The organism is Stenotrophomonas sp. STM01, assembly GCF_014852135.1.
GTDB classification, from domain to species: Bacteria; Pseudomonadota; Gammaproteobacteria; order Xanthomonadales; family Xanthomonadaceae; genus Stenotrophomonas; species Stenotrophomonas capsici.
Genome location: NZ_JACVBA010000002.1, coordinates 329,869 through 341,994 on the forward strand (window position 1 = coordinate 329,869; position 12,126 = coordinate 341,994).

Annotated in this window: 11 protein-coding genes; all 11 read right to left on the reverse strand. The window is 67.4% G+C overall.

Translation table 11 applies throughout. The annotated features are described in order from the left end of the window. Positions 1-34: 34 nt before the first annotated feature. Positions 35-1,678 carry a BatD family protein gene (locus IB227_RS11445; RefSeq protein ID WP_225591800.1) on the reverse strand — a complete coding sequence of 548 codons (1,644 nt, stop codon included), beginning with the start codon at positions 1,676-1,678 and terminating at the stop codon, positions 35-37. 35 nt (positions 1,679-1,713) lie between these two features. After that, positions 1,714-3,612: a VWA domain-containing protein gene (locus IB227_RS11450; RefSeq protein WP_192287509.1), complete on the reverse strand. Its 1,899-nt coding sequence runs from the start codon at positions 3,610-3,612 to the stop codon at positions 1,714-1,716. Beyond that, on the reverse strand, positions 3,609-4,610 hold the full coding sequence (locus IB227_RS11455) for a VWA domain-containing protein (RefSeq protein WP_132865449.1): 1,002 nt from the start codon (positions 4,608-4,610) through the stop codon (positions 3,609-3,611). The genes IB227_RS11450 and IB227_RS11455 overlap by 4 nt, the downstream gene beginning before the upstream one ends. Next, on the reverse strand, positions 4,610-5,062 hold the full coding sequence (locus tag IB227_RS11460; RefSeq protein WP_192287510.1) for a DUF4381 domain-containing protein: 453 nt from the start codon (positions 5,060-5,062) through the stop codon (positions 4,610-4,612). Before IB227_RS11460 ends, IB227_RS11455 begins: the two co-directional genes overlap by 1 nt. After that, a complete protein-coding gene (locus tag IB227_RS11465; protein WP_192287511.1) occupies positions 5,062-5,988 on the reverse strand; it encodes a DUF58 domain-containing protein in 927 nt (308 codons plus the stop codon). The genes IB227_RS11460 and IB227_RS11465 overlap by 1 nt, the downstream gene beginning before the upstream one ends. A gap of 68 nt (positions 5,989-6,056) precedes the next feature. After that, a complete protein-coding gene (locus IB227_RS11470; protein ID WP_192287512.1) occupies positions 6,057-7,076 on the reverse strand; it encodes a MoxR family ATPase in 1,020 nt (339 codons plus the stop codon). Between the two features lie 97 nt (positions 7,077-7,173). Continuing rightward, the gene (locus tag IB227_RS11475) at positions 7,174-9,063 is read right to left on the reverse strand and encodes a type IV pilus secretin PilQ family protein (RefSeq protein WP_192287513.1); all 1,890 of its coding nucleotides are present in this window, start codon (positions 9,061-9,063) and stop codon (positions 7,174-7,176) included. A gap of 19 nt (positions 9,064-9,082) precedes the next feature. Continuing rightward, positions 9,083-9,592, reverse strand: a complete 510-nt coding sequence (locus IB227_RS11480; protein WP_225591801.1) for a pilus assembly protein PilP — start codon at positions 9,590-9,592, stop codon at positions 9,083-9,085. Positions 9,593-9,616: 24 nt separating this feature from the next. Further along, a complete protein-coding gene (gene pilO / locus IB227_RS11485) occupies positions 9,617-10,288 on the reverse strand; it encodes a type 4a pilus biogenesis protein PilO (RefSeq protein WP_243694036.1) in 672 nt (223 codons plus the stop codon). Next, complete coding sequence (locus IB227_RS11490) at positions 10,285-11,040, reverse strand: PilN domain-containing protein (protein WP_192287515.1); 756 nt, start codon at positions 11,038-11,040, stop codon at positions 10,285-10,287. Before IB227_RS11490 ends, pilO begins: the two co-directional genes overlap by 4 nt. Continuing rightward, complete coding sequence (locus tag IB227_RS11495; RefSeq protein WP_132865456.1) at positions 11,040-12,098, reverse strand: pilus assembly protein PilM; 1,059 nt, start codon at positions 12,096-12,098, stop codon at positions 11,040-11,042. The genes IB227_RS11490 and IB227_RS11495 overlap by 1 nt, the downstream gene beginning before the upstream one ends. Positions 12,099-12,126 lie beyond the last annotated feature (28 nt).

Here is a 12,126-nt window from a genome sequence, read left to right on the forward strand (position 1 = left end):
GAAGCAGCTTAGCAGACGCCTCCACGGCGCCTTTTCAGCTTTGTCCCGGATAGAGAGGGTCCAGGAGCGGTTTTTCCGCCACTTTGCCGACATCGCGCCAACGCGGTCCCGCACGGAAGGCCTCGCGCAGCTGTGCCCGGGCCTGGCTGACATCGCCCTGGCCTGCCCAGCGCGCCCGTTGCATCCGCTCCAGCGCCTGGCGTTGCCCGGCGTCGCCAAGGCGGGCCAGCACCGCATCCAGGTCCCGCACACCGGCCATCGCGGCGAGGATCTGCACCACTTCGTCCAGGCCACCGGCATCCAACGCACGCCGCAGGTCGGCCTGGCTGTAGGCGGGCGCGGCAGTGCCGGTCGTTCCGGACACGCCCGGGCGCCGCTCCCGCACCGGTGCGTCGCGACGGCGCGACAGCCCCCAGATCAGCGTCACCAGCCACAGCAGCGCGAAACCCGCCGCCAGCGCCGGCCACAACCAGTCACGCTGACCGGCCGCCGCCAGTGCCAGGTCCGTGCCCTTCAGCGCCGGCGAATCGACCGCCGCCTGCGCCACCGGCGGGGGCTGCACGCCACCGCTGCCCTGCTCGACCTGCAACTGCAGGTCCGGCAACGCGGTCACCTGCGCCTGGCCGGCCCGCACGTCCCACCACCCCAGCCTGATGCCCGGCACCGTCAACGGGCCGGTCTGCTGTGGCACCACCGAGTAACGGCGGGTCAACTTCAACTGCGGGCTGCCGCCGACGAAGCTCTCGTCGTACTGCGGCGGCTCGGCGAACACCTGCGCGGCATCGCCCAGCGATGGCACCGGCAGGTCCGGGAACTGCGCCTTGGTCACGCCGGTAGCAGTGGCCTCGACCACGATGTTGGCCGCTTCACCGGTACGAGCGCTGTTGGGTGCCGTGGTGTAACGCAGCTGCAGGCTCTTCAGCGGCAACCACGGTTGCGATGCATTGGCCGGGACCGCGCGGACCTGCAGGGTCTGGTCCGGGGCACGTGCGCTGAGCTGGCCACTTTCGCGGCCGAGGAAATCATCGAAGAACCCACCCACGCCCTGCCCGCTGAAGCGCGCGCCAGGCACCTGCAACGCCCCGCTGCGCTCGGGCACCAGCATGAAGCGGCGTTCGACCACGTTGTAGCGACGTCCGCCGATATCGCGGGTGGAGGTGGCATCCTCGCCCACGCGTTGCAACGAGGCACCGGCCGGGGTGTCGAGTACCAGCTCGCCGGACGCCAGCTGCGTGGCGAAGTACAGCCGCACCACCACGCCCACGGTCTGCTGCACGTAGGGCTGGGTGTCGTCCACGGTGGTCTCGACGAAGGCCAGCGCGTTGCTGTCACGGGTGGCCAGCGGTGCCTGCGCGACCACCAGCCGCAATGGCGCGGTCTGCGCATTGCCCACCCGCAGCGCCGGGATCTGCAGCTCGCCATTGCGGCGTGGCGACAACGCGACCGAGAACAACGCACTGCTGCTGACCGTTCCGTTGCTCATCTGCATCTGGCGGTTGGTGTTCTGCCGGCTCAGGTCGAACTCGGCCCGCAACGGGCCGTAGTCCGGCTGTCCGGACTGGTCGGTCTCGATGTTGAGGATGACCGTCTCCCCCAGGCTGATGCTTTCGCGGTCCAGCCAGGCGCGGGTCTGTGCCTGTACCATGCCGATGCACGTGAGCAGCAGCCACAGTGCCATCCAACCCCTGCAGCAGAGGCGCCCGATCTTCGTCTTCATCGCTGTTCCCGCATCCGTCGCTCGTACTCGAGCTGGAATTTCGCCTTCAACAGATTGCCCGGCTCATCCGGCACGCGCTGCATCCAGGCGTCCAGCGCCTGTTGGCGCTCGCGCTGCTCCGGCGTCATCGCCGCGCGCGCCGCCGCGGCGGCACGCTCACCTTCACGCGCAGCGTCGGCCTGCTGGCGCATCGCCTGGGCCATGCGCTCGCGCTGCGCCGCATCGGCCTGCTGCTGCGCGCCGCCGTTCTCCGCATCCAGCGGCGGCTGCGGTTGCGCCTGGCCGCTGCCGCCCTGGTCCCGCCGCTGCTGGCCGTCCCTTCCCTGCTGTCCCTGCCGGGAGCCATCCTGCGGCTGTTGTTGATCGGACGGTGATTGCCGCCCCTGCCCTTGCTGTTGTGAGCGAGGGTCATTGCCATTCTGCTGCGACTGCTGCCCGGGGTTGCCCTGCTGCTGTTGCCCGGATTGCTGCTGCCCCGACTGTTGTTGTCCTGACTGCTGTTGTCCGGATTGCTGCTGCCCTTGCCGGTCCTGTTGATTCGGCTTGCCCTGCTGGCCTTGTTGACCCTGCTGGCCACGCCGTTTGCGCGCTGCATCCACCGCCTGGCGGTTGGCCACCGCATCCGGCATCCTCGGATGCAACTGCAGGGCGCGGTCATAGGCCTTGATTGCATCGTCGTACTTGCCCTGTCGGGCCAGCGCATTGCCCAGGTTGTACCACCCCTGGTCGGTATCGATGCCTTCGAAGCGCTTCTGCGCCGTACCGAAATCACCTGCGCGATAGGCATCCACGCCATCGTTCAAGCGCTGGTGCTGACGCTGGTCGGCACGCTGCCACAGGGTGCCCGGCTCGACGGCCGCGCGTACCGGCGTGGCCGCATGCGACGGCTGCAGCGTCGGCAGCAGCAGGCACAGCACGACCGCCGCAGCTCCCTGGCGCGGACGCCGGAATGCCAATGCCCCCAGCAACAGCAGCGGCAGCAACAACCAGTAGCCTTCGTCCTGCCAGGAGGTTCCCTGCGGCACCTGCCCGCGTTCGGCCTTGCCCACCTGCGGTTCCAACACATCCAACGCCTGCAGGTCCGCATCCGTGGGCGCGATGCGCCGGTAGCTGCCGCCACCGGCGGCGGCCAACGCACGCAGCGAGGTCTCTTCCAGGTGCGCGTGTTCGATCTCGCCGCGCACGTCACGGTAGGACGCGCCCTGCAGGCTGCCCAGGCCCAGTACCGACACCCGGTACCCCGCCGCCCGCAGCGGTGCTGCCGCGGCCAGCGCAGCGCCGTCGGCATGATCGGTGAGCACCAGCACGTCGCCCTGGCGGGCCCCGGACTGCTTCAGCAACGTGCCGGCCCAGGCCAATGCCTTGTCCAGCTTCTGTCCATCCACCGGCATCACTTCCGGCGTCAATGCGTCCAGGAACAGGGCGACATTGGCAGCATCATCGGTCAACGGCGCCACCGTGAACGGCTCCCATGCATAGGCCACCAGCGCCACCTCGCCTCCCTTGCGCTCACGCAGCAGGGTGGCCAGCTTGGCCCGCGCCTGCAACAGGCGCGAGGGCGGCAGGTCGGGCGTGCGGATGCTGCTGGACAGGTCCAGCAGGATCACCAGCGGTGTCTTGGATTCCCACAGCGGCTGTTCCACCTGGCGCCAGCTCGGGCCTGCCAGTGCCACCACTGCCAGCAACAGCCCAAGCAGCAATGCCAGCGTTCCCCAGACGCCGCCCCGCGCCTTGCCGCCGGTGGTCACATGCGGCAACAGGTGCGGATCCACGGCGTCATGCCAACGCGCGTGGCGACGGCGGCGGTACCATCGCGCCAGCATCGCCAGTGGCAGCAACAACAGGGCCCACAACCAATCCGGGCGGACGAAGTGCAGTGCGTCGAGCAGGTTCATGCGCGCAGCCCCCGCCAGGCCAGGCCCAACACGCCCAGCACCAGCGCACAGGCCAACGGCCACGGATAACGTTCGATGCGCGGGCGCACCGCGGGGCCCACGCTCTTGATCGGCTCCAACCGGTCCAGTTCGGCATAGATGCCGGCCAGTTCATCGGTATCGCGTGCGCGGAAGAAACGGCCGCCGGTTTCGCTCGCCACCTGGGTCAAGGTGGCTTCATCGACCTGGTCGTCGCCGCCAGCCAGTTGCACGCCGAACAACGACATCCCGCCGGTACCACCAAACGCCACCGTGTAGACGCGAACCCCTTCGGCCTTGGCCAGCTCGGCAGCTTTCAACGGCTCGAGCACGCCGGCGGTGTTGACGCCATCGGTCAGCACGATCAATACCCGCTGTCCTTCGGGCTGTTCGCGCAGGCGCTTGACCGCCAGCCCGATCGCATCGCCCAACGCCGTCTCACGACCGGCCAGGCCGACCACGCTGTCGCGCAGCTGCTCGCGCACGGTGGCACGATCGGCCGTCAGCGGCGTCAACGCATAGGCCTGCTGGCCGAACACCACCAGGCCGATCCGGTCACCTTCGCGGCGGTCCAGGAAGTCGGCCAGCACCGCCTTCGCGGCGGTCAGGCGATCAACCACGCGCCCACCCAGTTGCATGTCCGCTTCGCTCATGCTGCCGGACAGGTCCACCGCCAACATCATCTGCCGCCCCTCGCGCGGCGGCTCGACCGGCTCACCCAACTGCTGTGGACGCGCGGCAGCCGCACACAGGCACAGCCATGCCAGCCACAACAGCACGCCGGCAAACCACGCCCCGGCACTGGACGAGGACGCCTGCAACTGCAACCGGGCCGGGTCATACGGCACCCGCAGCGCAGGAGCCTGGCTGTCGCGCAGCGGCCACCAGCGCATCAGCACCGGCAAGGGCAGCAACAGCCAAAGCCAGGGCCAGGCGAACGGCGGCAACCATCCGGCGACCAGATCGAGCCACTGCTGCATCAGCGTTTCCCTTCCATCAGTTCCAGGAAACGCGCGCGGGCAAGGGCACGTACCTGCTCCACGCCCTGTACGTCCACCTGCGGGCGGTATGCCCCCTCCAGCAGGAGGCGGCCCTCGCCGTCACTGAACTCCCGCCCCTGACGGCCATCCAGGAACCTCAGCCAGGCTTCGCCCTGCAACTGTGCGGCGCGGGTATCCGCGCGGCGCGCGGCCCGACGCAACAGGTCCGATATCGCCGCCAGGCGTACCGGCCCCTCCAGCGCGGCGACGACCTGTCCATCGAACAGGGCCAGCCAGCGCCGGCGGCGGCGACGGCGCAGCCACAACAGCCCGGCCACGACCACGGTCACGACCAGAACTGCACCAATGACCATCCACCAGCCCGGTGGAAGTGGCCACCAGGACGGCGCGGCGGGAAGATGCACGTCACGCAACGGCAGTTTCGCGGCCATCAGTACGCTCCCTGTGCGCTGGCACCCAGCCATGCGTCGCTGGCCTGGTCCGACGCCAGCGGCGTTACCCGCACGCGTCGCCCCGGCAACTGCCGCAGCAATGTCTCCATCGGCCCGACCAATGCCTCATGCCACGACTGGCGCACGCCTTCGGCAACCAGGTCGAAACGCATCCGTCCCGCCGGCGTGGCGACTGGCAATAGGCAATGGGGCGGATCGGTTTCCAGTCGGTCCACCAACAGGATCAACTGGACCTCCACGTGCATCGACAGCGCCGACCATACCGCTGCCGGGACCGCCAGGGCGCTGGCCGGGTCAGCCAGGACGACGGCCCGTGCCCCCGGGTGCAGGACGCGCGCGGCGCGCTCCAACGCCAATTGCAGCCCCGCGTCGTCGGCGGGGGGCTCGGCGTACCAGCGCACCAGCGCATCCAGCACGCGCAACACACCGCGCGTGCCACCGGCGGGCGGAACCAGGGGTTGCTGCCGGGCACCGCGCAACGCTGCAAGCCGGTCACCGTCGCGCATGGCCGACCACGCCGCGACAGCGCCGGCACGCGCCGCCTGCACCGACTTGAAGCGCACGCGGGTACCGAAATACAGGGCCGCCGACGTATCGGCGATCACCAACGTCACCCGTTCGCGCTCGGTCTGGAACGTCTTGGTATGGGTGGCATCGGTACGCGCGGTCAGTTTCCAGTCGATATGACGGGCATCGTCTCCGGCCACGTACTCGCGCGACTCGGCGTACTCCATGCCACGCCCACGCATGCTCGATGCCGCACGGCCGCTGACCGCATAGCGACCGCGCCGCGCCTGCCGCCCCTGCACGCCGGCCTGGCGCAGGGCGATCAGCTCCGGCAGCGTCGGGCGCAGGCCGGCGTCAACTGCCGGCTCCCGTGTGGATTCCCTCGCCGGAGCGCTCATCGCCCGCCCCCGCTCAGGATGCCCGGACCATGGGCGCATCGATCCTGTCCATCACCTGCGGCCATGGCTCAGGGCAACGGCACGCTGTCGAGCAGCGCGGCGACCAGGCGCTCGCCATCCCAGCCTTCGGCAGCAGCCTCGTAGCTGGGCAGCACACGGTGGCGCAGCACGTCCGGGGCAACCGCGCGGATATCGTCCGGAGTGACGAAGTCGCGGCCAGCCAGCCACGCCCGGGCCCGGGCGCAACGCTCCAGGGCAATGGAACCGCGCGGGCTGGCACCCCAGGCGATGCGCCGCGCCAACGCCGCGTCATACGCACTGGCATCGCGCGAGGCCAGCACCAGCGCCACCAGGTAGCGTTCCAGCTGCGGCGCCATGTGCAGTTCCAACACCGCTCGGCGTGCCTGCTCGATCTTCTCCAGCGACAGCTTGCGCGCAGGTGCGGCCTTGGGCTGCATCGCCTGCAGGGCACGCTCCCGCGCCAGGCGCAGGATCTCGGTCTCGGCGCTGGCATCGGGGTAACCGATGCGCACATGCATCAGGAAACGGTCCAGCTGCGCCTCCGGCAGCGGGAACGTACCTTCCTGCTCGATTGGATTCTGGGTCGCCATGACCAGGAACACCTGCGGCAGCGCATAGGTGTTGCGACCCACGGTCACCTGCCGCTCGCCCATGGCCTCCAGCAGCGCCGACTGCACCTTGGCCGGCGCGCGGTTGATCTCGTCGGCCAGCAGGATGGGATGGAAGATCGGCCCGGCCTGGAATTCGAAACGCCCTTCCTGGGCGCGCCAGATATCGGTACCGGTCAGGTCGGCCGGCAGCAGGTCCGGGGTGAACTGGATACGCGCGAAGCTGGCATCCACGCGCGAGGCCAAGGCCCGGATCGCGGTGGTCTTGGCTAGGCCCGGCGCGCCCTCCACCAACAGGTGGCCGTCGGCCAGCAGCGCGATCAACAGGCGGTCGATCAGCAGTGACTGGCCGACGATCTCGGCGGCCAGTGCATCGCGCAGCGCGGTGAATTCCTCGTGCAGGGCGCTGGTCACGACCGCTGCGGTGGTCTCGTTGGGCAATTCGGGAGGCAGGTTCATAGGCGCAGTTTGACTGATCCGGCGTGAAATGGTTCCAACTATGGCCAACAACGAAAAAGGGCCGCTTGCGCGGCCCCTTTTCCAAGTGCGGTGAAGATCAGTTCGCGGCCTTGGCCACGCGCAGGATCTTCGGCGTCACGAACACCAGCAGCTCAGCCTTCTCCTTGCTGGTACCGCGCTTCTTGAACAGGTTGCCCAGGAACGGGATATCGCCCAGGAACGGCACCTTGCTCACGCTGCTGCGGTCGGAGAACTCATACACGCCACCGATCACCACGGTCTGGCCGTCCTCGACCAGCACGGCGGTATTGATCTCGCGACGGTTGATCGACGGGACCACGCCGTAGCCGTCCAGCTCCAGGAGTTCGTCAACCTCGTCCTTCTTGACGTTCATGTTCAGGAACACACGGTTGTCCATGGTGATCGTCGGGGTCACCTTCAGCTCCAGCAGCACTTCCTTGAACTGGACGCTGGGAGTGGCCGCGGTACCTGCGGTGCCACCGGTGATGGTGACGTAGCCGATTTCCTTACCCTGCTTGATCACGCCTTCACGCTGGTTGGCGGTGACGATGCGCGGATTGGAAATGACTTCGCCACGTCCTTCTTCCTGCAATGCGGACAACTCCAGATCCAGGTTGAAGTTCGCGCCCAGCAACGTGTAGGCCAGGCTCGGCTTGCTGGTACCCGTGGTGAAGCTGCCGGCCGGCAGATTCACGTTGAGCCCGCGCCCTGCGTTGCCGCCCCCGCTTGCACCGCTTCCGATCGTGGCGGTGTTGTCGCCATTGTTGTAATCACGCGTGCCGCCGATGCCGAACTTGGCACCCAGGTCACGTGCAAACGTATCCGAAGCAATGACGATCCGCCCCTCGATCAGCACCTGATCCACCGGACGGTCGATCACGTTGATCAGCTCACGCATCTGCGCGACCTTCTTCGGGATGTCGCTGATCATCAGGGTGTTGGTGCGTTCATCGGCCACCAGGCGGCCACGCGGTGACAGGAAGCCATTCTCCTGCGTCCCGTTACCCGCCCCGCCGCTGTTGCCACCGTTCGAGCTACCGATTCCCTTGGCCTCGGTCAGCGCCTTGAAGATGGCTTCGGCGCTGTGGTAGTTGATCTGCACGTAATCGGTGATCAGGTCCTCGCGGTTCTCGATGGCGATACGCGCGTCTTCCTTGTCCTGCTCGAACTTGGCCAGCTCCGGCTGCGGCGCCACCCAGACCACGCCGCCGTCACGACGCTTGTCCAGGCCCTTGGCGCGCAGGACGATGTCCAGCGCCTGGTCCCACGGCACGTTGACCAGCCGCAGGGTCACATTGCCCTGCACGGTGTCCGAGGCGACCACGTTGAGGTTGGACTCCTCGGCGATCAGCTGCAGGACCGTGCGCACCGGCACGTCCTGGAAGTTGAAGGTCACCGGACGGCCGCTGTAGCCGCGTGCCGCCACGGTCGCCGCCGCCTGCGCCACGGTCCTGGAGGTCACCGCACCGGTGGCGACATCCTCCTTGCGCGGCGTGATCTCGACCACGTACTCGTTGCCGGTCTGGTAGGCCAGCGATTCATACGGACCGTTCGTGCTCAGCACCAGTTGCGAACCATGCCCGGAGGGCTTGGCGTCGATGCGCTGGACCGGTGTCGCGAAGTCGGTGACGTTGAGCGGACGCTGCAGTTCGGCCGGCAGTACCGCGTTGCCAACGTCCACCACGACGTTGCCGCCCTGGTTGCGCAGGTCCGGGCTGGCTCCCTGGCCATCGAACTGCAGGATCAGGCGACCCGCGCCGTCATTACCCCGCTTGAAGTCGATCTTGGTCACGGAAACCGCGGACGTCGCCTGCTGCATGCCGGTGGCCATGCCACCTGCTGCCACCGGCGGCGTGGCCGCGAACGAAGAGCCGCACACCGCAGCCAACGCCACTCCCAGGGCGCAGACGCGGACCAGTGCATGGCGCCGGATGGGACGCAGGCTCAGGGCTTTGGTAAAAGTCATCGTGCTATCCCCTAATCAATCAACGATCGTCCAGTGCGAGCGAGGCTGGACGTTCCAGCCAGCCGCCAGCACCGTCCGGCACCAGTTCAATCAGTTCAATCCCGTCTTCGCGCACCGCCGTGACACGGCCATCGCTCTGGCCCATGTACACCCCCGGGCGCACGCGATAGGTGACCTTGTCCGGCCCCATCACCAGGGCAACGATGCCGTTGCCCCCGCCGATGGTGCCAACCATGTCGAGACTGTCCAGCGGATACGCCTCCAGCGGCTCCTTGCGACGGTTCGGATCCGGGCGCAGCTGGTTGCCGCCATCAGCGGACACCCACGCATCACTGAACGGATCGCGCAAGCCCTGCGCGGCGTACTCAAACGTTTCGAACTGCTGCATCACCGGCAGCGGGTCCAGCGGCTCGGCAGGACGTGCACGCACATCCGCCACCCACCTCTCGAGATTCGGCGCCTCACCAGGCGTGCTGCTGATGCCTCGGGCGCAACCGGCCAGGGCCAGCACGCACAGTGCGCCAAGCATGAAGGAAGAAGTCCTGCTCATCGCTTACCTGCCCCCCTTCTTCTTGCCCTTCTCAGCCTCGGCGGCCAGTCGTTCCTGCTCCTCGAGCTCGGTGTCGTCAAGGTAGCGGTAGGTCTTGACCGTACCGGACAACTCCAATGCCCCACCGGGACTGATCACGCCGCTGCCACCCTTGGGTTTCAGGTTGATGTCATGCATGGTCAGGATCACCACGCGCGGCAACGAGGCCACGCCACTGACGAACGCACCGAACTGGTGGTAACTACCGACCAGGCGCAAGGCGATCGGCTTCTCGGCGTAGAACTCCTTCACCGACTCCGCACCCGGCTGGAACAACTCGTTGTTCAGGCCGCTGGACAGCGCGGTCTGCGACACGTCGATGATCAGGTCCGGCATCTCGGTCTTGCTGGGCAACTGCCGCAGCATCTGCTGCAGCACCTGCTCCATCTGTGCCAACTGCTGCTTCAGCGGCTCGAGATTGGCAGCACGCTGCTGCTCCTTCTCGAAATCGCCGCGCAGGGTACTCTCGCGGCTTTCCAGCGTCGCCAGCTCCTCGCGCTGTCCACTGACCACCAACAGGTAGGCCAGGATCAGGATCAGGAAGGCCAACACCGCGCAGAACACCATCTTCGCGTTGCGCGGCCAATTGCCGATGTTGTTGAAATCCAGGTCTTTGGCGTTGAACTTCTTGCTCACGAGCGGGCCTCCTTCGGAGCAGGGGCAGCCGCCGGAGCGGTCTCGGCCTTCGGCTTGTCTGCCGCGGGTGCGGCAGCCGGCGCGGGGGCTGCTGCCGGTGCGCTGGTCGCTTCCGGGGCGGCCGGCGCAGTGCCTGCCGCGGCGCCACTGGCCTCCACGCCCGTCACCTGCGCCGGATTGGTCTCACCCGGGGCGGGCAGCTTCACACGCAGGGTGAACACGTACGGCAGGGACTTGATATCCACGCCGACGCCACCGCCCTGCTGGGCACGTGCCTCGATGATCGACAGTTCCGGATTGGTCATCCAGCCGGAACCTTCCAGATTGCGCATGTAGGTACTGACGCGCGCATTCGACTGGGTCCGACCTTCCAGGGTCAGCATCTCGCCTTCCTGCTTCAACGCGGTGAGCACCACGCCGTCCGGAATCGTGCGCACCAGCGAATCGAACAGGTGCACCATCTGCGAACGCTTGCCCTGCAGCTCCTCGATCACCGCCTTGCGGGCCAGCAATCGCGCCTTCTGCTTGTCCAGCCGCTCGATTTCCTTGTTCTGCTCCTTGACCTTGGTGATCTCGGCTTCAAGGAACGCGTTGCGGTCATTCTGTCCGCTGATCTGCTGGCTGTAGTAGAACCACAACAGGCCGGACAGGACCACACCGGCCAGCGCGGCGAAGCCGAGCATGCCGTAGAACTCACGCTGCCGTTGCTTGCGGCGCTCCTCGCGCCACGGCAGAAGATTGATCCGTGCCATCAGTCGAACCCCCTCATGGCCAGACCGGTCGCGATCATCAGCGCAGGTGCGTCCTGGGCCAGTGCGTGTGCCTGCACCTTCGGGCCCAGGGTCATCTGCGACAGCGGGTTGGCCACCGACGTCGCAACGCCCAGCTGCTCTTCAACCATCGTCGGCAGGCCCGGCAACGCGGCACAACCGCCGGCCAGGACCACATGATCGACGCGGTTGAACTCGCTGCCGGCATAGAAGAACTGCAACAGGCGGCTGATCTGCTGCACCGTCGCTTCCTTGAACGGCTCCAGCACCTCGACCTCGTAGCTCTCCGGCAAGCCGCCCTGGCGCTTGGCCAGACCGGCTTCCTCGTAGCTCAGCCCGTAGCGGCGCATGACCTCATCGGTCAGCTGCTTGCCGCCGAAGACCTGCTCGCGGCTGTACAGGCTGCGGCCGCTGCGCAACACGTTGAGCGTGGTCATGGTCGCGCCGATGTCCACCAGGGCCACCACCGCGTCACTGCCCACCGCCAACTCACTGGCTACCAGCGCGTACGCGTTCTCGATGGCGAAGGCCTCCACGTCCATGACCTTGGCGGTCAGGCCGCCAAGTTCCAGCGCGGACTGGCGCAGCTCGACGTTCTCCGAGCGCGACGCGGCCAGCAGCACCTGCACCATCTCGGGATTGTTGGGCACCGCGCCGATCACCTCGAAATCGAGGTTCACTTCGTCGATCGGGTACGGGATGTAGTTCACCGCCTCCAGCTCGACCTGCGCCTCCAGCTCGTCCTCGTCCAGGTCGGCCGGCATCGGGATCACCTTGGTGATCACGGCCGAACCGGCCACGGCAGCCGCAGCGCTCTTGGCCTTGCTGCCTGAACGGGCGACGGCGCGACGAATGGCTTCGCCAACCGCCTCGACTTCGACGATGTTCTTCTCGACCACCGCATTCGGCGGAAGAGGTTCCACGGCGTAGTGTTCCACGCGGAAACGATTACCGCTGCGGGAAAGCTGTAGCAGCTTCACCGCAGTAGAACTGATGTCGACGCCAATGATTGGCGCCTGACTTTTTGGGATAAGCCCCACGGATTCTCCCCTGCCGACGGGCACTTGG

What these genes read in the sequence shown, in the direction of transcription:
- IB227_RS11445 (WP_225591800.1), bottom strand. Translation starts at nt 1,678, where the DNA reads ATGGCACTGTGGCTGCTGCTCACGTGCATCGGCATGGTACAGGCACAG.
- IB227_RS11450 (WP_192287509.1), bottom strand. Translation starts at nt 3,612, where the DNA reads ATGAACCTGCTCGACGCACTGCACTTCGTCCGCCCGGATTGGTTGTGG.
- IB227_RS11455 (WP_132865449.1), bottom strand. Translation starts at nt 4,610, where the DNA reads ATGCAGCAGTGGCTCGATCTGGTCGCCGGATGGTTGCCGCCGTTCGCC.
- IB227_RS11460 (WP_192287510.1), bottom strand. Translation starts at nt 5,062, where the DNA reads ATGGCCGCGAAACTGCCGTTGCGTGACGTGCATCTTCCCGCCGCGCCG.
- IB227_RS11465 (WP_192287511.1), bottom strand. Translation starts at nt 5,988, where the DNA reads ATGAGCGCTCCGGCGAGGGAATCCACACGGGAGCCGGCAGTTGACGCC.
- IB227_RS11470 (WP_192287512.1), bottom strand. Translation starts at nt 7,076, where the DNA reads ATGAACCTGCCTCCCGAATTGCCCAACGAGACCACCGCAGCGGTCGTG.
- IB227_RS11475 (WP_192287513.1), bottom strand. Translation starts at nt 9,063, where the DNA reads ATGACTTTTACCAAAGCCCTGAGCCTGCGTCCCATCCGGCGCCATGCA.
- IB227_RS11480 (WP_225591801.1), bottom strand. Translation starts at nt 9,592, where the DNA reads ATGCTTGGCGCACTGTGCGTGCTGGCCCTGGCCGGTTGCGCCCGAGGC.
- IB227_RS11490 (WP_192287515.1), bottom strand. Translation starts at nt 11,040, where the DNA reads ATGGCACGGATCAATCTTCTGCCGTGGCGCGAGGAGCGCCGCAAGCAA.